Source organism: Amycolatopsis sp. NPDC043887, from assembly GCF_056435665.1.
In genome coordinates this window covers 582,544-604,843 of record NZ_JBWKEB010000001.1, presented here as the reverse complement: position 1 = coordinate 604,843, position 22,300 = coordinate 582,544, and the positions used below count along the sequence as shown (strand labels likewise).

At 69.5% G+C, this 22,300-nt stretch carries 18 protein-coding genes; 6 read left to right on the top strand and 12 right to left on the bottom strand.

The window, feature by feature from the left end; translation table 11 throughout:
- Nucleotides 1–42: 42 nt before the first annotated feature.
- Entirely contained in the window at nucleotides 43–1,575 is a 1,533-nt protein-coding gene (locus tag AC069H_RS03010; RefSeq protein ID WP_478231151.1) for a hypothetical protein, read from the top strand.
- On the opposite strand, the gene AC069H_RS03005 is transcribed toward AC069H_RS03010, so the two are convergent.
- The 9 genes from AC069H_RS03005 to AC069H_RS02965 form a co-directional block, all read right to left on the bottom strand.
- Nucleotides 1,556–3,700 (bottom strand): AAA family ATPase, encoded by a 2,145-nt coding sequence (locus AC069H_RS03005; protein ID WP_478231150.1) that lies wholly within the window; start codon nucleotides 3,698–3,700, stop codon nucleotides 1,556–1,558. The two genes, AC069H_RS03010 and AC069H_RS03005, sit on opposite strands and share 20 nt — an antisense overlap.
- 36 nt (nucleotides 3,701–3,736) lie before the next feature.
- On the bottom strand, nucleotides 3,737–4,375 hold the full coding sequence (locus tag AC069H_RS03000) for a histidine phosphatase family protein (protein WP_478231149.1): 639 nt from the start codon (nucleotides 4,373–4,375) through the stop codon (nucleotides 3,737–3,739).
- A gap of 9 nt (nucleotides 4,376–4,384) precedes the next feature.
- Nucleotides 4,385–5,017, bottom strand: coding sequence for a class F sortase (locus AC069H_RS02995; RefSeq protein WP_478231148.1), 633 nt, complete (start codon nucleotides 5,015–5,017; stop codon nucleotides 4,385–4,387).
- Complete coding sequence (locus tag AC069H_RS02990) at nucleotides 5,014–5,628, bottom strand: excalibur calcium-binding domain-containing protein (RefSeq protein WP_478231147.1); 615 nt, start codon at nucleotides 5,626–5,628, stop codon at nucleotides 5,014–5,016. The genes AC069H_RS02995 and AC069H_RS02990 overlap by 4 nt, the downstream gene beginning before the upstream one ends.
- A gap of 134 nt (nucleotides 5,629–5,762) precedes the next feature.
- On the bottom strand, nucleotides 5,763–6,908 hold the full coding sequence (locus AC069H_RS02985) for a GAF domain-containing sensor histidine kinase (RefSeq protein WP_340685946.1): 1,146 nt from the start codon (nucleotides 6,906–6,908) through the stop codon (nucleotides 5,763–5,765).
- 14 nt (nucleotides 6,909–6,922) lie between these two features.
- Nucleotides 6,923–10,126 (bottom strand): thiol reductant ABC exporter subunit CydC, encoded by a 3,204-nt coding sequence (cydC, locus tag AC069H_RS02980; RefSeq protein WP_478231146.1) that lies wholly within the window; start codon nucleotides 10,124–10,126, stop codon nucleotides 6,923–6,925.
- Nucleotides 10,127–10,170: 44 nt separating this feature from the next.
- Complete coding sequence (cydB, locus tag AC069H_RS02975) at nucleotides 10,171–11,178, bottom strand: cytochrome d ubiquinol oxidase subunit II (protein WP_478223793.1); 1,008 nt, start codon at nucleotides 11,176–11,178, stop codon at nucleotides 10,171–10,173.
- A gap of 300 nt (nucleotides 11,179–11,478) precedes the next feature.
- Entirely contained in the window at nucleotides 11,479–12,990 is a 1,512-nt protein-coding gene (locus AC069H_RS02970; RefSeq protein WP_478231145.1) for a cytochrome ubiquinol oxidase subunit I, read from the bottom strand.
- Between the two features lie 81 nt (nucleotides 12,991–13,071).
- Complete coding sequence (locus tag AC069H_RS02965) at nucleotides 13,072–14,025, bottom strand: S41 family peptidase (protein ID WP_478223795.1); 954 nt, start codon at nucleotides 14,023–14,025, stop codon at nucleotides 13,072–13,074.
- A gap of 188 nt (nucleotides 14,026–14,213) precedes the next feature.
- Between AC069H_RS02965 and AC069H_RS02960 the strand changes: the two genes are divergently transcribed.
- Nucleotides 14,214–14,801: a TMEM165/GDT1 family protein gene (locus tag AC069H_RS02960; protein WP_478224434.1), complete on the top strand. Its 588-nt coding sequence runs from the start codon at nucleotides 14,214–14,216 to the stop codon at nucleotides 14,799–14,801.
- Between the two features lie 88 nt (nucleotides 14,802–14,889).
- On the top strand, nucleotides 14,890–15,552 hold the full coding sequence (locus AC069H_RS02955; RefSeq protein WP_478223796.1) for a DUF998 domain-containing protein: 663 nt from the start codon (nucleotides 14,890–14,892) through the stop codon (nucleotides 15,550–15,552).
- Between the two features lie 157 nt (nucleotides 15,553–15,709).
- On the opposite strand, the gene AC069H_RS02950 is transcribed toward AC069H_RS02955, so the two are convergent.
- Together AC069H_RS02950 and AC069H_RS02945 are read right to left on the bottom strand one after the other, a co-directional pair.
- Nucleotides 15,710–16,351 (bottom strand): IclR family transcriptional regulator, encoded by a 642-nt coding sequence (locus AC069H_RS02950; protein ID WP_340685952.1) that lies wholly within the window; start codon nucleotides 16,349–16,351, stop codon nucleotides 15,710–15,712.
- A complete protein-coding gene (locus tag AC069H_RS02945) occupies nucleotides 16,348–17,202 on the bottom strand; it encodes a hypothetical protein (RefSeq protein ID WP_478224435.1) in 855 nt (284 codons plus the stop codon). The genes AC069H_RS02950 and AC069H_RS02945 overlap by 4 nt, the downstream gene beginning before the upstream one ends.
- Nucleotides 17,203–17,287: 85 nt before the next feature.
- Between AC069H_RS02945 and AC069H_RS02940 the strand changes: the two genes are divergently transcribed.
- The 3 genes from AC069H_RS02940 (at nucleotide 17,288) to AC069H_RS02930 (ending at nucleotide 21,220) form a co-directional block, all read left to right on the top strand.
- Nucleotides 17,288–18,463, top strand: a complete 1,176-nt coding sequence (locus tag AC069H_RS02940) for a homogentisate 1,2-dioxygenase domain-containing protein (RefSeq protein WP_478231144.1) — start codon at nucleotides 17,288–17,290, stop codon at nucleotides 18,461–18,463.
- Nucleotides 18,464–18,650: 187 nt separating this feature from the next.
- Nucleotides 18,651–20,468 (top strand): substrate-binding and vWA domain-containing protein, encoded by a 1,818-nt coding sequence (locus AC069H_RS02935; RefSeq protein ID WP_478231143.1) that lies wholly within the window; start codon nucleotides 18,651–18,653, stop codon nucleotides 20,466–20,468.
- Nucleotides 20,469–20,479: 11 nt separating this feature from the next.
- Nucleotides 20,480–21,220: a hypothetical protein gene (locus AC069H_RS02930; protein ID WP_478223799.1), complete on the top strand. Its 741-nt coding sequence runs from the start codon at nucleotides 20,480–20,482 to the stop codon at nucleotides 21,218–21,220.
- Nucleotides 21,221–21,222: 2 nt separating this feature from the next.
- Here the strand turns inward: AC069H_RS02930 and AC069H_RS02925 are convergent, their stop codons facing one another.
- Nucleotides 21,223–22,230 carry a hypothetical protein gene (locus AC069H_RS02925; RefSeq protein ID WP_478231142.1) on the bottom strand — a complete coding sequence of 336 codons (1,008 nt, stop codon included), beginning with the start codon at nucleotides 22,228–22,230 and terminating at the stop codon, nucleotides 21,223–21,225.
- Nucleotides 22,231–22,300 lie beyond the last annotated feature (70 nt).

The following is a 22,300-nucleotide window of genomic DNA, read 5'->3' as shown; positions in this document are numbered from 1 at the left end:
GTTTTGGCCGAAGGTCCGGTTGACCCGGGATTCCGCTCCTGGTTGACCAACGCTCCCGAACGACAGCTCCTCGTGGTCGTCCGGACGTTGACGACGTTGAACCGGCTTCAGGACATCCTGACCCTGACGAGTGCCGATCTCCGGGTCCAGACGACCTTCACCTTCGACGAGGCGCGGCCGGGGATCCTTTCGGCCGGGGTGAGTGACGCGCTGCGGGCCCTGCGTGTCGCCGTCACCCCGTGGGAACAGGCCGCGAAGAACACCTTCGACCTCATCCTCGCGGCGAGCGAGAACGACGCCCTTCACGAGCTGAACGGGCCGATTCTGCTGGTGCCGCACGGGATCGGTTACCAGAAGTACTACCCGGGCGGACGAGTCACGTCGGGGATGGACCCGGATCGGCTCCTGCGCCACGACCGGGTGATCCCGGCGGCGATCGCGCTTTCGCACTCCGTGCAACGGGAACAGCTGAAGTCGGCTTGCCCGGAGGCGCTGGACCGGGCGGTCGTCGTCGGCGATCCCTGTCGCGACCGGATGATGGCGAGCAGGCACCGGGTGGCGACCTACCGCGCGGCGCTCGGCGCCGGGAACCGGAAGGTCGTCGCGATCGCGTCGACCTGGGGCAGGCATTCGCTCTACGCCAGGTATCCGCACCTGCCCCACCGGCTGCTGACCGAACTGCCGCTCGACGACTACCAGATCGTCCTCACCCTGCATCCCGGGGTGTGGGCGGCGCACGGCCCGTGGCAGCTGGAGTCGTGGCTGCGCCCGGAACTCGCCGCGGGGCTCACGCTCATTCCCCCGGACCACGGCTGGCAAGCCGCGCTGCTGGCGGCGGATTGCGTGCTCTCCGATCAGGGTTCCGCCGCGTTGTACGCCGCCGCGGCGGGCAAACCCGTCCTCCTCGCCCCGTCCGCCGCGATCACGACGGTGGACGACTCGCCCCTCGCGATGCTGACGCGGGCCACGGCCGAAGTGGCGGAAACGGGGTTGCGCGAGCAGATCGACGCGACCATCGCGAACCATGTGCCGGATCGCTACCGGCCGATCATCGACCAAGCCGTCGAGGACGCCGCGAGCGGTCCGCGGCTGGGCGATGTGCTCTACGACCTCCTCGATCTGAAGCGGCCGGATCCCCGTCCCGTCTTCCCGCCCGTGCCCGCTCCGGCACCGGTGACCCATCCGGTGGCCGCGCTCGCCGCCGGATGGGACGAAACCGGGAAAGTGGTCCGGTTTCCCGCGTCCACCCGGCCGGAAGGCCTGCGTCACCGGCATGTTCTCGCCCACGCCGATCAAGCGACCCTGCGTGACCTGGACGGTGCGGCCATCGTGTTCGCCGAGGACCCGGGCCGGTTCGACGAGCTGCTCACCCACTGGCCGCTCGCCCGGCTCGTCGCCGCTCCCGCCCCCGGCGGCTGTCTCGCGCGGATCCGGGATCGCGGCGATTTCCTGCTGTCAGCGGAAACGGATCCGACACTGCTGGCGAGTCATCTCTACCTTCTGCTCGTCTCGCACGCGGACGTGGAAGGGACGCACGCGGTCAACGGGCAGCCGGTCACCGTCGCCCGGTGTTAGCCAAGACCGAACGGAACTCGGCCTCCCGCGGATGCCCCGCGTCGAAGTACGTCTGCCAGGCACGCTGGAAGTGCGTGTGCGCCCGGCCGTGGTCCCCCCGAGCCGTGAAAAGCCTGCCGAACTCCTCCTCGAACTCGGCCGTGTACTGCGTCGCACCGGACACCAGCCGCCACGCCTCGAGCAATTCGCGTTCGGCGTCGTCGTAGTGGCCGATCGTCCGGAGGTACTTGGCCCGCACCATCGACACCCGGCCGAGGTTCCGGCTGTCGGACGCGGGGAACTGCCGTGCGGATTCGGCGAGCAACGCCCAGACGTGTTCGTACGCACCGGCTTTCAGCAGTACGTTCGCCAGCATGCGGCTGTGGATGCCGAGTGACCGGCGGCCCGCTACGGCCATCGCGCGGTCCAGCGTCACGGCTCGCCGGAGGAAGTCCGCGGCGGCCGGGAGGAGCCCTTTCTCTTCGTGGAACCGGCCGCAGAACTCCTGCACGGACGACTCCAGCGCCGGGTCGTCCAGGGTCCGGACCGTTTCGAGAGCCTCCTCCAGCAGCGGCTGAGCACGGTCGAAATCGTGCAGCAGGAAGAAAGTACGGCCTTGCTGGCTGAGGATCCTCGTGGTCAGGGCCGGATCGCCATGCCGCCTCGCCGCGAGCAGGCCCCAGTGGTTGATGTGGGCGAAGAGCCGGTGGTGCCCACGGTTGAGCATGAGCACTTCCAGCGCGCCGCAGATTTGCCCGAGTTCGACGTCCCGTTCCCGCTCGAAGGCCTGATACGCCAGTGCGCCATAGGTTTCCCGGGCGTCCTCGACCCAGTCGAGCGGCGCCTTCCGCTCGAAATCCGGGGTGGGCACGGAAATCGGCGCGTAGCGGCGCAGGCGGTCCGGGCTGGTGAGGTGGTCCGCGGCGACGGCCTGGTCGCGGAAGAAGACCAACGCGCGATCGGTCACGACGTCCCGGCTCCCGCGCCGGCGCGCCCCCTCGCGGATCAGGTTGAACAGCCGCTGCCGGGGAGTGCCCGTGGGCGCCAGGAACCCGGCGTCCGCGAGTTCGTCGAGCGCGTCTTCGGCGGGTTCGCCGAAGACCGCGGTCGCCGACGCCGTCGTGAAGTCGGGGCCGGGATGGGCCGCCAGCACCTCGCAGAGTTCCGCGGCGTCGGTGGACAGCTCGGCGAACGACTGCTCGAACGCCATCGCGATGACGTCGACTCCGCCGAGCACCCCGGTCCGCCGGAAATCGGCCAGTACCGAGGCGACCGCGCCGGGGCCGCGCCGCAGGCGTTTGCGGATCCGGACGCCGGCCTGCACCAGGGCGAACGGCATGTGGTCGCACAGCGCGGCGAGTTCGGCGGCGGAGTCGCGTTCCGCCTCGATGGCCGCCCGATCCGACGCCTTGCCGAGGAGTTCGAGCGCGAAGTCCCGTTCGAGGGAGTCCAGTTCGATCGGCGGAGCGACGTTGCCGGCCAGCAGGTCGTCGTCCTGGCGGATGGCGGTCACCAGCACCAGGCTCGACGGTGACGAGGGGATCAGTTCGCGGATGTCCGTGGCCACTTCGGCGTTGTCCAGTGCCAGGAGGAACCGGCGCCGGGCGGTGACCGACCGGTACTGGGCCCACAGCTCGGCGGTGTTCGTGGTCACCAGATTCGTCTCGACCCCGAGCGCGCGCAGGACCCTGGTCGCCACCTCCGAGCGGCGCAGCACGGTGCCGTCGCGATAGTCCGAGAGGTCGACATAGACCTGATCGGGGTACCGGTCGCGGAGGTCGTCCGCGAGCCGGTACACGAGCGCGCTCTTCCCGGCCCCGCGCGGACCGGTGATGACGTGGACGCCCGGCCCCGAGGCGCTTCGCCGTTCCCTGTCCCGGTCGACGAAATGCGCGGGCGCGCCCGGCACATCGCGAACACCGGTGCCGTCTCCCGCGAGGATCTCCTGCAACCGCTCGGCGAATTCGGGATCGGTTTCGACCAGTTCCCGGACCGCCCGCTCGGCGCCGCCGGGATCCGCGAGCAGCGCCTCGACGTCCTGTGCGGTGCGGCGGCGGGCGAGCCGCTTGGCCACCAGGTCCTTCACCCCGCCGCCGGCGCCGACCGCCAGCGCTTTCACGGCCTCACCCAGAACGGCTTCCCACACGGCGTGTTCCCCTCGTCACGGCTGGTACCGAGGCTATCAACGATCGGCCTCCCCGATCGGGAGATGGCCGATCCCGGCGAGCGTCACGACCTGCCGGTTGTGGAAGTAGTCGTCCTCACGCAGCACCGTGACGCTCCCGGGTGAACCGCGGAAGTCCACGTACCCGGCCGACTCGAGCGGCATCCGGATCCACGCGGCGATCACGAAGGTGAGCGCACCACCGTGCGTGACGACGATCTGGTGTTCGCAACGGCTTTCCAGGATCGACTCCATGGCCGCGTACACCCTCGCGGCCATCGCTCCTTTGGTTTCGGCGCCCGGGATTCCTTCGTCGTGTCCCAGCCGGTCCCCGACGGCGGGAGGCGGGACGAACCGGCTGTCCAGCCACTCCTGCGGCCTGCCACCGGCTTCCCCGTACGACTTCTCGCGCAGCCGCCGGTCCAGGATCGGGGTCACGCCGAGCTGTTCACCGATCAACTCGGCCGTCCGGACGGTGCGGCGCAGATCCGAGGAGTACAGCTCCACCTGTTCCGGCACCTTCGCCCGCAGCGACTCGGCGACGGCGGCGGCCGCGCGTTCTCCGGCAGGAGTGAGTTCGGCGTCGAACCACCCGCCCACCAGGCGATCGACGTGGTGCGTGGCCTCCGGATGCGTGACGACGTAGACGGTGCGCATCCGGAGAATCTAAACGCGGGTCAGCTTCGCGAAGGCCACGACGTTGTCGAGGTAGTTGCCGGTCGAGGAGTCGAAATCACCGCCGCAGGTGATCAAGCGCAGTTCAGGCCCGGTCGTATCGCCGTAGACCTTCTCCGTGGGGAACGACGACTTCGGATGCCGTTCGACGGCGTACACGGTGAACACCGCGGTGATCCCGTCCTCACGGTGGACCAGGGCTTCGTCGCCGACCTTGAGTTCCTTGAGCCGGACGAAGACGCCGGGGACCTTCTTGTAGTCGACGTGCCCGGCGAGGACGGCGGGCCCGATCTCACCGGGTGCCGGGCCGCCGGTGAACCAGCCGGTGGTGATCGCGTCGTGCGGCACCTCCAGGGTGCCGTCACCGGCGAGGCCGAGGTCGATGATCTCGCCGGTACGGACCCCGATCGCCGGGATCTCGAGCCTCGACGGCCGTGCGGGCGCGAGCGGTGGCGCTTCCACGGCCGAAAACATCGCCGAGGCCACCGTGGTGGGTGGTGCGGGCGACGCGACCTTGCCCGGCGGCGGGACGGCGCACGCGGTCAGCACGGCCGCGCACACCATCCCGATGAGGGTGCCGATGACCATCGGAAACGGCCATCGGCGCCAGAACGATCCGGTCATCGCTCGGCACGCCGCCGGAGCATCAGTGACGCGCCCGCGGCCGTCGCGGTCAGCAGCGCCGCGCCGGTCAGCGCGACCGTGGCGACCTCCGGGAAACCGCCGTTGGTTTCGACCGGGCCCCCGCCGGTCGCGACGCCGCCGACGGGTTTGACCTTGACCTGACCCGATTTCGCGGGTTCGCCGAACCGGGATTCGCAGGCGTACCCGTCGTGGTCACCGTCGAGCTTGTGCGGGTCTCGCGGGTTCTTCTTGAGCTCGGCCTGCGCGGCGGCCTGTGAGGGGAAATCGGCGCAATCCTTGTCGGTGGATCGCGGTGCCCGCGTTTCAGTGGTGCTCGGCGGCGGAGTGGGCGTGCTCGTTCGGGACGGCACCGTTCCGCGCTCGGGAAGCGTTTCGCAGGCGATTCCGTCCTTGTCGCGATCAAGCCCGTGCGGATCGGATCGATCTTTGTCGAGTACGGCTTGCGCGTCTTCCTGGAACTGGAAGTTCCCGCAATCCAGGTCGGCGATCGTGGGCGCTTCCGCCAGCGCGAACGCCACGGAAGCGGGGCCGAACAAGGAGAATCCGGCGAGAATGGCGGCCGTGCCGAGGGCGCGACGAATCGAGGACATGGGGAGTCCTTTCACTCGGAATTCGCGCTTTGAGCGCGTTCGATACACTTACAGTCGCGCACCGGCCCCAGCTGTTACTGATTAATCAGAATTCGCGAATTGTCACTCCAGCGAGCGGCAAAGACCCGTTAATTTCACACGGTTTGATCGAGTGGAACGTCGAAAGCGACCAAGGTCCCCAGGCTCGGGGAAGAATTGATCGAAAAGCGCCCACCGGACGTCGTCGCGCGTTCGGCGAGATGCCGGAGGCCGCGTTTGGCCACTCCCTGCGGAACACCGGATCCGTTGTCCCGCACCCGGAGTTTGACGCCTTCCGCGTCGCGGCTGAGCGTCACGCGGGTCTCGCTCGCCCCGGAGTGCCTGACCACATTGGACAATGCTTCGCGCAGGGCGGCGCGGATGTGGTCCGCCTGTTCGGCGGGGATGTCGGCCAGTTCGCCCGACAGTTCGAGGGTCGGCGGGTAGCCGAGCAGCTCACCCGCGATGCGCACCTCACCCCGCGCGGACTCGGCGAGGTCGGTGGCGGTGACCGACTGGTTCGCGGGCTCCGGGCTGCGCAGGGCGCGCACGGTGCCGCGGATCTCTTCGATGGTCTGGTCGAGCTGGTCGATCGCCTCGGACAGCCGTGCGCCATCGGCCTGCGCGAAGCGTTTCCGCATGTTCTTGCGGACGCGGTCGAGCTGCATCCCGGCGCCGTAGAGACGCTGCACGATGACGTCGTGCAGTTCACGCGCGATGCGTTCGCGCTCTTGGTAGAGGGTCACGCGGTGGCGGGCGTTGGCGCCTTCCGCCAGCGCCAGCACCACACCCGCCTGCGCGGCGAACGCCGTGAGCACCTCGACCGTGCTGGCGGAGAACGGTTCCCCGCCGTGGCGGCGGTACACGGTGAGCGCGCCGAGGACGCGCCCGCCCGCGCCGAACGCCGACGCGGCGAAAGGCCCGAAGCCCTGGAGCTCCGGCGGTACGAACGGCGCCGTGCGGGGATCGACGGTGAAGTCCTCGCTGACCACCGGTTTCCCGCCCCTGGCGACCTGGCCCGCGGCGGAATCGGCGGAAAAGGCCAGCCCCCGGAGGCCTTGGGTGGTGTCCCCGTGCGCGGCCTCGGCGACCACCTGGCCGTCGTCCGCGCGCACCATGACGAGACCGAGGTCGGCCTCGGCCAGTTCGACGGCGCGGGCGACAACGGTCTCCAGCACGTCGCCCGGGTCTTCGCCGGACAGGGCGGTGCCGGTGATCTCGGTGGCGGCGGACAGTGCGCGCGCGGCAAGCGTGGGATCCATGAGCGCTATCGACATTAGACCGCTCCGGCCCTTGTTCGCGCTGTGACCCGGCCCTCCCGAACCTCCAGGATCACGTCCGCGCCGTCGGCTTCGGCGGCGTTGTGCGTGACGTGGACGACGGTCTTCCCTGCGAGTGCCTCGCCGAGCCGTTCGCGGACGCTGCGCGCGGTCGGTTCGTCGAGGTGGGCGGTGGGCTCGTCCAGCAGCACGAGATCGGCCCGGGCGGCACCGAGAACGGCCCGCGCCACCGCGACCCGCTGCGCCTGTCCACCCGAGAGCCCGGCGCCGGCGCTATCGAGCATCGTCGTGAGCTCGACGTCCTCGAGAACGGCTTCGTACAAGGCTTTCCGCAAGTCGGCCTCGGACGCCGCCGGCTGAGCGAGACGCAGGTTCTCGGCGACCGTGGTCGAGACGAGCATCGGTTCCTGCGGCGCCCAGGCGACGTTCTCGGGAACGGCGACGTCACCCTTGCTCGGCTTGAGGAAGCCGAGCAGGGCCGCGACGAGCGTCGACTTCCCGGCGCCGCTCGGGCCGACGACGGCGACGTGCGTCCCGGGCGCGATGTCGAGGTCGACCCCGGTGAGGACCGGGCGCTCGGTGCCGGGCCAGCCGAGGTCGGCGTTCCGGATCCGCACCCCGCCGGTGCTATGAAAGGCCCCTTCATTGCAAATTTTGCTATGAAGGACGCCTTCATTGCACGCGGCGAGGCGCAGACGGGCCTGGCGAAGGGTGTCCCAGTGCTGCGCGGCGGGCGGAAGAAGAGAGAGGACCTCCGCCAGCGCGAGCGGCACCAGGGCGACCACGGGCGCGAGTACCGGGTTCAGCGCGCCTGCGGCGACGGCGCTCACCGCGAACCCGGTGCTCACGACGGTGGCGGCCCCCGTCGCCAGGATGATCAGGGCGTCGGCCGCTCCGGCGCCGAAGGCCTGTCGCCGGGCTTCGGCGGTCAGCGCGGTGTCGGTGGTGGCGATTCGGCGACGTCGCTCTTTGTCGGCCCCGTACGCGATCAGTTCGGCGGCGGCTTCGAACAGGCTCAGCACCTGCGCCGCCACCGAACGCCGTCCGGCGGCCAGCGCGCTGGTCGCGCGGCGTTCCGCCCGGAGCGCGAGCAGCGGCGCGAACGCACTGACCAGCACGGCCGCAGCCAGCGCGAGACCGGCTTCGGGCAGCACGACGGCCTGGACCGCGACGGCGCCGACGGCCACCAGCGCGACCACGATCAGCGGCGTGATCACGCGCGGGAGCAGGTCGCGCACGGTGTCGGTGTCGCCGACGAGCCGCCGCTGCTCCTCGCCGGCCCGAAGCGCTCGTGCCGGGCCGAGCCGCACCAGCGAATCCCACAGCCGGACGCGCAGACTTCCGGCGATCCGGAACGCGGCGTCGTGCGTGACCAGCCGTTCGAGGTAACGCAGCCCCGCGCGGCCGAGACCGAACGTCCGCACGCCGACGATCAGCACCGTCAGGGTCAGGATCGGCGGCTGTTGCGACGCTTTGGCGATCAGCCAACCCGAAAGCGCGGTCAGCGCGACCCCGGCGAGCAACGCGGCGGCGCCGAGCAACGCGCCGCCGAAAAACCTGGGGTTCAGCAGGTCGCGCCAGGGCAGCGGCCGGGTCGCCCGCGTTTCTTCCACGACTCCGGCTTCAGGCACCGCATTGGCCGACATGTCGACACCTGAGGTGCGCTCGTGGGCGGCGATGATCGCGGCGGCACCCTCGTCGACGGCTTCGCGGACCGCGGTCATGACGAGTGCGGCGTTGGCCTCGTCGAGGTGGGCGGTGGGTTCGTCGAGCAGGAGCAGCCACGCGCCCGACCGGACCCGCGTCAGCGCCCGCGCCACCGCGACACGCTGCCGTTGTCCTTGCGACAGCTTCGAAACCGGCCGCTCGGCGAGGCCGGCGAGCCCGAGTTCGCCGAGGACGTCTTCGCCGCCGACCTCCTCGCGGACCGTGCCCCCGCCGAACACCGGCGACTGCGGCACCCAGGCGACGTTCTCCCGCCACCGCTCCAGATCGGCGTCGGCGAGGTCGGTACCGCCGACGGTGATCGACCCGTCGTGCGCCTGCACGAAGCCGAGCAGTGCGGCGAGCGTCGTCGATTTGCCGCCGCCGCTGGGCGCGCGCAACCAGGTGATCTCGCCGGGCCGGACGCTGAACGTCTCGCCGTCGGGCGCGAATCCTCCCCGCCTGACGACACGCAGTCCGCGGACGTCGATCTCACCCTGGGCGGGTGTCTCGGAACCGTTGTCCGGCAAGGGTTCCGAGAGCACATCCGCGACGCGGCGGACGGCCTCGACGCCGTCTTCGCTGGCGTGGAACGCGGCGCCGACCGCACGCAGCGGCTGGTAGCACTCCGGTACGAGGATCAGCACGCCGAGCCCGATGGCCAGCGACAGTTCGCCGGAGACCAGGCGGACACCGATGACGACCGCGACCAGCGCGACCGAAAGCGTCGCGATCAGTTCCAGCGCGAACGCCGACGCGAAGGCGACCTTCAACGTCTTGAGCGTCGTGCGGCGATGACGTTCGGAGATCTTCCGGACCGTCTCGGCCTGCGCCCCGGCGCGGCGGAACGCGCTGAGGATCGGCAGTGCACGGACGAGTTCGAGCAGATGCCCCGACAGTCGTTGTTCGGCGTCGGCGGCTTCGGCGACCCGCTCGGCGGTGTGCTTGCCGATCAGGATGGCGAACAGCGGAACCAGCGGCACGGTGATCACGACGAGCACGGCCGACGGCCAGTCGGCGACCAGGATCGCGGCACCGGCGGCGAGCGGCACGATCGCGGCGGTCACCAATGCCGGGAGATACTGGGTGAAGTAGGCGTCGAGCGCGTCGAGTCCCTTGGTGGTCAACGACGTCAGCTCGCCGTGACCGCGGCGCGCGATCCATTCCGGGCCGAGTTTCAAGGCGTGGTCGAGGGCTTTGGCACGCAGCTCCTCTTTCGCGCGGGCGGCCGCGCGAACGGAAACGATCCGCACCGCCCAGCCGGTCAGCGCGCGCCCGGCGACGAGCGCGAGCAGCACGGCCAGCTGGGCGGTGCGGTCCCCCGGTGTTCCGCGGACGACCGCGGAGAGGACATCGGCCAGCAGGAACGCCTGTCCCACCAGCAAGACCGCGTTGACGAAGGACAGGATCCCGCTGAGGATCAACGCCCGGCGCGCCGCACTCGAAAGTGGAGCCAGCGCGCCGAGCGGACCCCTCCCCGGTCGCGCTGGGTCCATTGTGGACTCCGTGGCGGAAAGGGTGTCGCGGCCGGGAAGTTCGGTCATGGCGCGTGGACCGGTGGGATGTGCCGGGTGCCGATGCGCTTGCGGAACACCCAGTACGTCCAGCCTTGGTAGATCAGGACGGCGGGAGCGCCGAACAGCGCGACCCAGGTCATCACGGTCAAGGTGTACGGGCTCGACGCCTCGCCCGCGATCGTCAACGTGTTCGCCGGGTCCACAGTGGACGGCAGGACGTTCGGGTACAGGGCGACGAAGATCGCGACGGCGGACGCCGCGATGACCCCGCCGAGCGCGGCGAACGCCTGCCCCTCGCGGCCGGCGCGGATCTTGAACCACGCGAGCACCGCGGCGAGGACCGCGACGCCGATGAGGAGCAGCGTCCACAGGTCGCCCGAGCGCAGCTGCACGAGGATGAGGAACGCGAGCAACGGCATCAGCGCGACCGGGAGCAGGCGGGTGGCCAGGTTCCGCGCCCGGTGGCGGAGGTCGCCTTCGGTCTTGAGCGCGAGGAACGCGGCGCCGTGGACCAGCGAGAACCCGACGACCGCGATCGCGCCGAGCAGCGTTTCGACGCTGAGTGCGGCGAACGGGCCGCCGACGCGGTCGCCGTCGGCGTCGAGCGGGAGACCGAGGACGGTGGTCGCGAGGAGGAGGCCGACGCCGAACGGCGGGATCCACGAGCCGATGCCGATGACGCGGTCCCAGTTGCGGCGCCAGCGATCGGAGTCGACCTTGCCGCGGTATTCGAACGCGACGCCGCGGCCGATGAGGGCGAGCAGGACCACCAGGAGCGGGAGATACGCGGCCGAGAACAGTGACGCGTACCAGCCGGGGAACGCGGCGAACATCGCGCCGCCGGCGACGATCAGCCAGACCTCGTTGCCGTCCCAGACCGGGCCGATCGTGTTGACCATGACGCGGCGCTCGGTGTTGTCCTTCGCGAGGACCGGCATGAGCATGCCGACGCCGAAGTCGAAGCCTTCGAGGAAGAGGTAGCCGAGCCAGAACAGGGCGATGACGCAGAACCAGATCGTTTCGAGGGTCATCGGGCACTCCTGCTTGCTTCGTTCACTTCGAGTGCTTGCACTGCTTCGACAGCCTTCGCTCGGCGCTGAGCCGCTTCCCGCGCCGGGACGTTGCGAAAGTGGCTTTCACAAAGCCTCGTGACCGCCCGAGCCCGCCCGAGCAGCCCCCTCATGCCCCGGTCGCCCTGAGTTATCCACAACCGCTCAAGTTGTCCACAGATCGGCTGTGGGTAACCCGCCTGAGCGATACCCCCGATACGCTGGGTGCGGGGCCGTCCCCCGGGAAGGGCGGGGGGCTGGGTAGGTGACGTAAAGAGGCGATCAGTAGGCGAAGGCCAGCGCGTCGTCATCGCCGTCACCGCCTTTCGAGTCGCTGTTCTCGCTGGTCGAGGCCGGTTTCTTGGGTGGCATGACCGCGTCGACGCCGCCGCGGACGTACTTCCGCATCAGGTAGACCTCGACCACGCCGAGCACCGCGTAGACGGTCGTCAGAGCGATCAGCGACGTCCAGACCTCGCCTGTGGACAACTTCGAGACCGCCTGCGCGGTGAACATCCACACCCCGTCGACACCGGTCGGGTTCGGCACCACCACGAACGGCTGACGGCCCATCTCGGTGAAGATCCAGCCGGCGCTGTTGCCGATGAACGGCGTCGCGATCCCGCCGAGCACCAGCCACGGGAACCACCGCTGCCCCGGGATCCGCCCACGCCGGGTCAGCCACAGCGCGAGCAGCCCGATCCCGGCCGAGATCGCGCCGAAGCCGATCATCGCGCGGAAACCCCAGTAGGTCACCGGCAGGCTGGGCACGTAGTCGATCGGCTTGCCCGCGAGCGAACCGAGCTGCGGGTCGTCCGGGTAGTTCGTGCCGTACTTCGCCTGGTACTCGGTCACCAGGTTCTCAACGCCCTTGACCTCGGTCGAGAAGTCGTTGTGCGCCAGGAACGAGAGCAGGGCGGGCACGTTGAACGTCTTGACGTCCTCGCAGTTCGCGTTACGGACGTCGCCGATCGCGATGATCGAGAAGCTCGCCGGTTTCTCCGTGTGGCACAACGCTTCCGCCGACGCCATCTTCATCGGCTGCTGCTCGAACATCAGCTTGCCCTGCAGGTCGCCGGTGATCGCCAGCACCGCGAACGCCACCACGCCGGTCCAGCCGCCGAGACGCAACGACGAACGCCACACCGCGCGGTGCTCGTCGTCCTCCGAACGCTTGCGCCACAGCTGCCAGCCCGCGACACCGACCAGGAACGCCGCGGCCACCGAGAAGGCGCCCGCGAGCGTGTGCGGGATCGCGGCCAGCGCGGTGTTGTTCGTCAGCACCGCCCAGATCGAGTTCATCGTCGGCTTCCCGTCGACGAACTCGACCCCGACCGGATGCTGCATCCACGAGTTCGCCGCCAGGATGAAGTACGCGGACGCCACCGTCGCCAGCGAGTACGCCCACGCGCACGCCAAGTGGACCTTCTTCGGCAGTTTGTCCCAGCCGAAGATCCACAGCCCCAGGAAGGTCGACTCGACGAAGAACGCGACGAGCCCCTCCATCGCCAGCGGCGCGCCGAACACGTCACCGACGAATCGCGAGTACGCGCTCCAGTTCATCCCGAACTGGAACTCCTGCACGATGCCGGTGACCACGCCCATCGCGAAGTTGACCAGCAGGAGTTTTCCCCAGAACTTGGTCATCTTCAGGTACCGCTGATCACCCGTGCGGACCCAGGCCGTCTGCATCCCGGCGACCAGGACCGAAAGCCCGATGGTCAGCGGGACCATCAGGAAGTGGTAGACGGTGGTGATGCCGAACTGCCACCGAGCGAGATCGAGAACTTCCACGCCTCAAGCCTGCTCAACGCCCGATGAGCCCGCCAGTTCAAGTGGTCCCGATCTCGCCGGGACGTAGGTCCCGCGCCCTGGTCAGCCGAGGCCGGCGAGTGTGAGCCTCGCCTCGTCGGCGACCTGCCGCCGCACACCCGAATCCCCCAGCGTCAGCACGTGTTCCAGCGCCAACGCGTACGCCGTGTCGAAAGCGGCCTCGACGTCGACGGCGATGTCGGGCTGAACGCCGACGCCTTCCCAGTTGGTCCCCGTGACCGGGTTCACGGCCCGTCCACCCGGGACAGTGACGTCCAAATGGGTGTCCACTTTGTACTGTCGCCGCGGGTTCGCCCCGCCGCCGGTGACCGCGCCCACCGTCTTCGCCCGCCCCAGTTGCTGCAAGGAGTAGCTCAGATCCTCGGCGCCGGAGAACGTCGTCGGCCCGGTCAGCACCCACACCGGCTTGTCCGCGCCGAACTTGCGGCCCGGTACGTACGGCAGCGTCCAGAACTGGTTGGTCACGTCGCCGTCGCGCAGATAGATACTGTTGAAATGCGTCGGCTCGCCGACCAGATAGCTGATCAGCAGCGCGACCGCCATCGGATCCCCGCCCCGGTTCTCCCGGACGTCGACGATCAGCGCGTCGGTGGTCGCGAGCAGCGTCATCGCCGCGGCCAGCGCCTCGCCGGCGATATCCGGCCCGTAGAGCAGCTTGGTCTCCAGGTAGCCGACGTTCCCGGCCAGCCGCCGCGCCGACGCGATGCCATGGCCGTTCAGCTCCGCCTCGCGCCGATACTGCTCGGGATCGAACGACTCCCCGTCCACCTCGGGCAACGGGTCGACGTGATGCCGCAGCCGCAGGTGTTTGTCCCCGTTGACCGACTGCAGGTCCTGGGTGACCGCGACGGCGAACGCTTGATCGTCGAGGCCCGCGTACGCGCCGTCACTCAGCCTCGCCCGCAGGAGCACCGTCAGCTTCTCGGCGACGTCGGGGAACACATAGTGCTCCTTCAGCCGTTTGCACACGTCTTCGATCCGCGCTCTCTCGTCCATGCGCCCGGACGCTACCAGCGGAGCCGGAAAAAAGAATTCGGTTTGCCGAAAACTCAATTCAGCCCAGCCATGAAATACAATTCGCCCGCACATCCCATGCGATTCGGAAAAGCCATCAGCTTGCCTTTATCTGAAACACCCCTTTATCGTTGCAGTGAAAGGGGTGAAGCACTGTCATGTCGAGCTCGATGCTGGCGCTGATCAGCGCGTTTGGCCTGGTAATGGCCGTGGAGCTACCGGACAAGACCCTCGTCGCCACCCTGGTTCTCACCACCCGTTTCCGCGCGTGGCCGGTATTCGTCGGGGTCACCGCCGCATTCGCCGTGCAATCCGCGATCGCCGCCACCTTCGGCAGCGTGCTCACTTTGCTGCCGGAGACACTGGTGACCGTGATCGTCGCCGCGATGTTCGGAATCGGCGCGTTCATGCTCCTTCGTGAAGGGTTCAGTACCGGCAAGGACGGCGGAGAGGACGCGTCGCGCTCCGGGCCGAGCCCCGCGACCTTCTTCCGCTCCGCGCTGACGTCGTTCGGCGTGCTGTTCGCCGCCGAATGGGGCGACGCCTCCCAGCTCGCGACAGCCAGCCTCACGGCTCGCTTCGGCAACCCGTTCGCGGTCGCCCTCGGCTCCTTCGTCGCGCTTGTCGCCGTCGCCGGGCTCGCCGTCTTCATCGGCGCGAAGGTCCGCAGCCGGATCCGTCCCAAGCTCATCCAGCGCGTGGCGGGATTCGTCTTCGCCGGGTTCTCGCTGTTCGCGCTGGCCCAGCTGGCGTTCTGAGGCGCACGGGGTCTTCACAGGTTCGCCGGGTAACCTTTCGGGAACGAAAAGGTGAACACCCGCCCCGACGTGCCTGGAGAAACCGGTCGTGACCTCGCCGAAGACACTCGCCGTTTCCCCTGTGCACGGCAGGCTCGCGGTCTTCGGCATGGCCGTCGCGGTCGCCATCTCGATCGACCTGCACCTGAGGCTGTCCAGCCAGGTCAGCCCGATCTGGCAGACGCTGTCCGAGTACGTCTACGGCTACCTCTCGCCCGGTTCGACGGCGGCCCCGCTGTTCGGCGCGATGTGCCTGGCGCTGGGGTTCGGCTCACTCGCCCTGCTCGGCGGGATCGCGAAAGCGCACCGGCGCGGCTACGAGTCCGTTCTCGTCCTCCTCGGTGTGTGGTGCGCCGGGCTGTTCGTCCTCGCGCTCGTCCCCGTCGACCCCGAGGGCCAGGCCCGGTCACTGGCCGGGCAGATCCACAACTACGCGGCGCTGGCGGCCTTCCTGGCGCTCCCCGCCGCCGCCTGGGTGCTGACCCGCCCCGGCCGGGCACGATGCCCGTGGGAGCCGCGCCGCACGACGATCCGGCGGCTTTCGGTGGCCAGCTTCGCCGCGGTGGTGATCGTGCTCGGCGGATTCGTCTGGACGATGCTCACCGGCCCGTCGCATCAGGAGGTCACGCTCGGCCTGTTCGAGCGGCTGCTGTTCGCGGTCGACCTCACGCTGCTGGCGACCATGGTCCGCCCGCTGCTCAGCCACCGCTGAGAGCCTGTTGGCGGAGCTGAGACGTACCCGCCCCGGCCGAAGGCCCCGGCTATCGCGGTGGCAGGGTGCCCTGTTCGCTTCATCGTGACGTGGATGACCAGGCAGCGCCCTGCCGACGTCGATCGCGGACGCGGGTTTCACCAACAGACACTGAGCGCTACTCGGGCTGTTTCAGCACCTCGGCCAGCCGGACGGCGGCCGCCACGACCGCCGGACCCACCACGGACGCGTCCAGCGGCTCCAGGGACACGACACCCAGGCTGGCCTTCAAGCCCGGCACCCCGCGCACGGGTGCGGCGACCCCGGAGGCACCCGCTTCCAGCTCACCCGACGAGGTGACCCAGCCCTCGCCGCCGCCGGGACGCAGCGTGATCGCCTTGCCCGCGGCGCCGGCGGACAGCGGATGCCGGGTACCGACGCGGTAGGCGACGTGGAAGCTCGTCCAGGACGGTTCGACGACCGCGACGGCCTGCGCCTGGTCTCCCTGCGCGACCGACAGGTGCGCGGTCGCGCCGACCTTCTCCGCCAGCTCACGCAGGACCGGCCTCGCGGCCTCGCGGAGCTGCGGGAGGACCTGTCCGGCGAGCCGGAGCAGGCCGACCCCCAGCCGTACCTTGTTGCCGTCACGCCACACCAGTCCGCGTTCGGACAGCGGGACGAGCAGCCGATAGACGGCGGCCCGGCTCGCGCCGATGGCGACGGCGAGTTCGGAGATCGTCGCCGCCTCGCCACCGGCGTCCGCGACCGCTTGGAGCAGCGCGAGCCCCCGGTCCAGGGTCAGCGACCCTTCACGAGTCACAGCAACCCGAGTTCCCCGAGGTCGGCGACCGGCTCGTCGAACGAGGCCGCCGCGTACGAGGCGAAGAGCCCGCGAACGGCCTTCGCCGCCTCGTCCGACATCCCCTTGGCCTCGGCGGCCAGCGCGGCGCCGTCGGTCGATTCGAGGGCCGCGCGCACGTCACCGCCCGAAAGGCAGCGCGCGGACGCCACGATCAGGTTCAGGAACCCGTGGTGGGTGAAGCCGCTCGACTCCTCGGTGTGCCGGACGGCGCGGTGCAGGCTGTTCGTCGCCTTGAACGACGCCCCTGTCGAGCCGCTGACGACCGCGAGGAAGTCCGCGACCTCGTCGACGCTGGGGAAGTTCTCACCCGCTTTGCCGCCGCAGCGGATCTTCGGCCAGCTGCCGTGCTCGATCACCTTCCGCACGCCGTCCAGCCAGCCGACGCCGCGCCGCGGCTCGACCACGCGGATGACGTCCTCGGGCACGAACTCGGAGACCCGCTCCAGCCAGACCTCGTCGACGTCCGACGGCGCCGGCATCTCCACCATGCGCAGACTGAGGATCTCGCTGCGCGATTCGACGATCGAGATCGCCTTCGGGACGCCGCCGAGGCCGGTGTCGATGATGAGCGACAGCGGCAGCGGTTCCTTGGGTTTGATCTTGATGAGTTCCGTGATGAGCTCGGGCAGCCGCGACGCCTGGCACAGGAACACACCGAGGACGCCGGAGTGCTCACCGGCCCTCGACACGAAGTGCGCTCGCAGCGCTTCGGGCATGGACGCCTCGCCGGGCGGGAACAACGCCGAGTCGTCGACGAGCCGCGCGAACAGGGGAGGGATTCCTCGGGGGCCGGGTGGCGTGAGTTCCACAGCGCTTGACACGACTGACACGCTAGTAGCGTACGACATCAGGACAAAATCGTTCGCAAAACGGACACGTTCCGGGGAGATTCCGATGCCTTACTACCGGCAGGTAGGCGAGATCCCGCACAAGCGCCACACGGCGTTCCGCAAGCCCGACGGGGGCCTGTACGCCGAGGAACTGATGGGTGTCGAGGGCTTCTCGGCGGACTCGGCGCTGCTGTACCACCGCGGGCTGCCCACCGCGATCGTCGACGCGGTCGCGATCGAGGACGAGCGCGGCCCCATCACCCCGAACCACCCGCTCAAGCCCCGCGCGTTCAAGACCCAGGACCTCGAGTTCGGCGACGCCGACGCGGTCACCGACCGGCGGCGGCTGTTCGGCAACGCCGACGTCACCATCGGCTTCGTCCACGCGACCAAGCCGTCGCCGCTGTACCGCAACGCCGCGGGCGACGAACTGTTCTACGTCCAGGGCGGCGGCGCGACCGTCGAGACGATCTACGGCTCCCTGGAGGTCGGGGACGGCGACTATCTCGTCATCCCGACGTCGTGCACCTACCGTGTGCTCCCGCACGACGACGGCGGGGTCAAACTGCTGACCATCGAGGCGCGCGGCCACATCGGCCCGCCGAAGCGGTACCTGTCGGCGAAGGGCCAGTTCCTGGAGCACTCGCCGTACTGCGAACGCGACATCCGCGGCCCGTCCGAGCCGCTGGTCGTGGACGGCACCGACGTCGAGGTCCTCGTGCGGCACCGCGCCGGGCTGACGCGCTACACCTACGCGACCCACCCGTTCGACGTCGTCGGCTGGGACGGCTGCCTGTACCCGTGGGCGTTCAACATCGACGATTTCGAGCCGATCACCGGCCGCGTGCACCAGCCGCCGCCCGTGCACCAGACGTTCGAGGGCCCGAACTTCGTGGTCTGTTCGTTCTGCCCGCGCAAGGTCGACTACCACCCCGAATCGATCCCGGTGCCGTACAACCACGCGAACGTCGACTCGGACGAGCTGATGTTCTACGTGCGCGGGAACTACGAGGCGCGCAAGGGCTCCGGGATCGGGGTCGGCTCGCTTTCGCTGCACCCGTCCGGCTTCACGCACGGGCCGCAGCCCGGGGCGGCGGAAGCGTCGATCGGGGCGCAGTTCTTCGACGAGACCGCGGTCATGGTGGACACCTTCGCGCCGCTGGACCTCGGTGAGGCGGCCGACGCGTCGGAAGACCCCGGCTACGCGTGGACCTGGTCCGGCCGGGGTCCCGGCGCTTAGTGCCCATGCATTTAGTCCTCTGAATGCGGCATTCGAAGGCCGGCGCGAGCAGGCGCTCACGCATTCAGAGGACTAAATGCGGGAACGTGGCGGGATAAGTACCGCCACGGCCGCAACGGTTCGGCAACGCCAAGCCTGGCAAGGCGAAACCTCCGGATAATCGGTGTTTCTCACCGGGAGGTTCTCCATGGTCGTGAATCCAGGGCAGTCCCGCGGCGGCCGCAAGGTGCTGGCGTTCGTGGCCGCCGCGGTGGTCGCGATCGGGTTGATCATCGGTTTGCGCGCGATCACGAGCGACTCCGGCGAAGAGGCCGTCGAGGCGAAGTGCACCACCGGTGACGCCGTCAAGCTGCAGGTGTCGTCGTCGCCGGAGAAGGCGGGCGTGGTCGCCGAGATCGCCAAGGGCTACAGCGGCCGCACGGTGGCCGGACGCTGCGTCGACGTGCTCGTGCGGTCGAAATCGTCCGGCACCGCGATGCAGGCGCTGTCCCGCGGCTGGAACGAGGCGATCGACGGCCCGCGCCCGGACGTCTGGACACCCGCCGCGTCGGGCTGGGTGAACCTGTTGCGCCAGAACCTCACCGGCTCCGACCACCCCGCACTGGTGCCCGAGGGCGACCCGGAATCGGTCGCGAACGCGCCGCTGGTCGTCGCGATGCCGAAACCGATGGCCGAGGCGCTCGGCTGGCCGGGCAAGGGCATCGGCTGGAAGGATCTCGCCGCGCTGGCCACGGATCCGCAGGGCTGGGCGAAATACGGCCACCCGGAATGGGGGAAGTTCCGGCTGGGCAAGACGAATCCGAACATCTCGACCTCCGGCCTCAACGCCACCATCGGCGCCTACTACGCGGCGACGGGCACGTCTTCCGACCTCACCGCGAACGCGCTCGCGAAGCCGGAGGCGCGGACGTTCGTGCAGAACGTCGAGCAGGCCATCGTCCACTACGGCGACAACACGCTGACGTTCCTGACGAACCTGCAGAAGGCCGACGACCGCGGCGCCGCGATGTCGTACATCTCGGCGGTCACGGTCGAGGAGAACTCGCTCGTCGGCTACAACCAGGGCAATCCCACCAACGACCCGGCGAAACGCGGGCAGCACGCGCCGCCGAAGGTGCCGCTCGTGGGGATCTATCCGAGCGACGGCACGCTCAACTCCGATCACCCGTTCACCGTGCTGAACTGGGCCGACGATCTCCACAAGCAGGTCGCGGCGGACTTCCTCGCGCATCTGCGCGGCGCCGAAGCGCAGCAGAAGTTCAGTGACATCGGCTTCCGCACGTTCGACGGCAAGCCCGGTTCGCAGACCACGAAGGAGAACGGCGCCGAGCCGGATTCGAAGCTCAACCTCATCCGCCCGCCGAGCCCGCCGGTGCTGACCGAGGTGCTGAAGTCGTGGAAGGACCTGCGGAAGAAGGCGAACGTGCTGCTGGTCGTCGACGTCTCCGGGTCGATGGGCGACGGCGTCGGCGGGACCGGGAAGAACAAGATGGATCTCGCGAAACAGGCGGCCGTGGCGTCGTTGCCGCAGTTCAGCGACGCGGACAAGGTCGGGCTGTGGATGTTCTCGACGAAACTCGACGGCGACAAGGACTTCGTGGAGCTGCGGCCGGTGTCGCCGATCGGCGGTGAACCGGGCAGGCAGGAGCTGGCGTCGCGGCTGAACGGGCTGACCCCGCAGAACGGCACGGGGCTCTACGATTCGTCGCTCGCCGCGTACGAGTTCATGAAGCAGCGGCTGGATCCGAACGCGATCAACGCGGTCGTCGTGCTCACCGACGGCCGGAACGAGGATCCCGGCGGTATCGATCTGCCGAACCTCGTCGGACGGCTGCGGGCCGAGGGCGGCGGCGAAGCGGTGCGGCTGTTCACCATCGCGTACGGGTCCGACGCCGATCTGGACGTGCTCAAGGAGATCGCCGAGACCACCCAGGGGGTCGGGTACGACTCGTCCGAACCGGACTCGATCGACCAGGTCTTCACCGCCGTGATCTCGAATTTCTGAGATCCTCGGTTATGCGTTTCGTCCGTGAACTCGGTGAGCCGTGGGGACTGCTCCTCGCGGCGACGTCGGCGGGGGCGGCCTGGGCCGTGCAGCTGCCGGTGCTCGCCGCGCTCGGCGTCGGCGTGACCGTGCTGGCCGCCCGCGCCGGAGTCGCCGCCGCCACGCGGCCGAAACCCTTGCCAGAGCCCGAAGAACGGCCATTCCCCGACGTCAAGCCCGGTTCCCCGGAGGCGGATTGGCTGCGGCGCGCGGAGGCCGCGGCCGACGGGTTCCGGTCGATTTCCGCTTCGCTCGACACCGGACCGCTCGCCGGCCGGGTGGCCGACATGGAACCGGTGGTGCGGGAAACCGTCGACACCCTCCGGCGCCTGGCCGCCCGCACGTCCGCCACCGGGAAGGCGCTGGCGCGCGTGGACCTCGGCGCGGTGTCGGCCGAAAAAGCCAGGCTGCGGAAGGATTTGAAGACCGCCGACGACGACATCCGCGGCGACCTGACCCAGTCGCTCGAAGCCGTGCAAGCACAGGAGGACGTGCACGCGCGACTTTCGAGCGCGCAGCGGAAACTGCTGGCACAGCTGCGATCCGGCGCGCTCGGACTCGACGGCCTGGTCGCCAGGGCGGCCGAATTGTCCGCCGCCACCGGGGATTCGCTGCTCGACACGACGACCATCGGCGAGCTGAGCGAACAACTGGAAGGGATCCGGCGAGGTGTCGTGGAGACCGAGGAGGCGACCCGGCGCTCGCTCGGCTGACGTCACCGGCCGAATCGGACCGGTCCGAAAACCGCGTGACCGGGCACTCCGGCCTTCGCCGTCTTCCCGGCCGCGGGCACGCCGAGCACCCACAGCCGTCCGGTCGCGGCGATGTTCGCGGCCAGCGACGGATCCGAACCACCGGCGGTGACGCCGACCTCGCGTCCGTCGGGCAGGACGGTCCTGCCCTTCACGGTGACCATGCCGAACTGGTTGACCGAGGCAGGCCCGGGCACGACGGCGAGTTCGGTCCACCGCGGCTCGGGCAGCTTCCTGAGCAGCATCACCGCGACGATCGCGAGCCCGAGGGCGCCCACCGCGCAGCCGTAGCCGAAGAACCACGTCACCTTCACCACGACGCTGTCCCGCCGCGGATAGTCGACCGCCGTCCAGAAGCCGAACGCGCTCGCGACGAGCAGCATCGCGACAGTGCTGAAGTAGTACGCCGCGAGAAAACGCCGCTGGGTCGCGAGCATCCGGCCCGGCGACACTGGCTCCGCGGCGAACGGGATCGAGCCCTTCACCGCGGTGTCGCGGAACGCACCGCGGCGCGGGACGACGACACCGGGCAGCACGACGAACGGGCCGAGCACCCAGAGCCGTCGCTGGGCCGCGAGTTGCGCCCGGAGCGGAGCGGGTAACCGCACGACGAGCCACCGCCCGTCCAGGGGAATGCTCACCCGTGCACCGGCGACGACGGCGCCGTCCAGCCCGTTCACCAGGCGGAACGGCTTGCCGGTGAGCTTCCGCATCGAGGAGGATCCGGCAAGGGCGGAGTAGCCGAGGTACACCGAAGACGGTGTCATGAAGACCAGAAGGGCCAGGGGCGCGGCGATCCCGTGTCCCCCGGACACCGCGAGCACGACGCCCAGCGCCACGAGCAGTCCGGTCGCGATGGCCATCGTCCCGGCGGTGACGGTGTTGCGGTCGAGCAGGTGCACCAGGACCGGCATGTTCGTCGCCGGAATCCCTTCGGGTGGTTCGAGCACCCGGATTCCGTGGGTTTCCACCTGGTCAACGTATACGGATGCGGTGAGACGTGATCCAGGCTACTTCCACTCGGTGGCCAGATCAGGTTAG

Bases quoted from the DNA above. Each gene is read 5' to 3' on its own strand.
- AC069H_RS03000 (WP_478231149.1), bottom strand. From the start codon at position 4,375: ATGCGCACCGTCTACGTCGTCACGCATCCGGAGGCCACGCACCACGTC.
- AC069H_RS02995 (WP_478231148.1), bottom strand. From the start codon at position 5,017: ATGACCGGATCGTTCTGGCGCCGATGGCCGTTTCCGATGGTCATCGGC.
- AC069H_RS02990 (WP_478231147.1), bottom strand. From the start codon at position 5,628: ATGTCCTCGATTCGTCGCGCCCTCGGCACGGCCGCCATTCTCGCCGGA.
- AC069H_RS02985 (WP_340685946.1), bottom strand. From the start codon at position 6,908: ATGGATCCCACGCTTGCCGCGCGCGCACTGTCCGCCGCCACCGAGATC.
- cydC (WP_478231146.1), bottom strand. From the start codon at position 10,126: ATGGACCCAGCGCGACCGGGGAGGGGTCCGCTCGGCGCGCTGGCTCCA.
- cydB (WP_478223793.1), bottom strand. From the start codon at position 11,178: ATGACCCTCGAAACGATCTGGTTCTGCGTCATCGCCCTGTTCTGGCTC.
- AC069H_RS02965 (WP_478223795.1), bottom strand. From the start codon at position 14,025: ATGGACGAGAGAGCGCGGATCGAAGACGTGTGCAAACGGCTGAAGGAG.
- AC069H_RS02960 (WP_478224434.1), top strand. From the start codon at position 14,214: ATGCTGGCGCTGATCAGCGCGTTTGGCCTGGTAATGGCCGTGGAGCTA.
- AC069H_RS02940 (WP_478231144.1), top strand. From the start codon at position 17,288: ATGCCTTACTACCGGCAGGTAGGCGAGATCCCGCACAAGCGCCACACG.
- AC069H_RS02935 (WP_478231143.1), top strand. From the start codon at position 18,651: ATGGTCGTGAATCCAGGGCAGTCCCGCGGCGGCCGCAAGGTGCTGGCG.
- AC069H_RS02930 (WP_478223799.1), top strand. From the start codon at position 20,480: ATGCGTTTCGTCCGTGAACTCGGTGAGCCGTGGGGACTGCTCCTCGCG.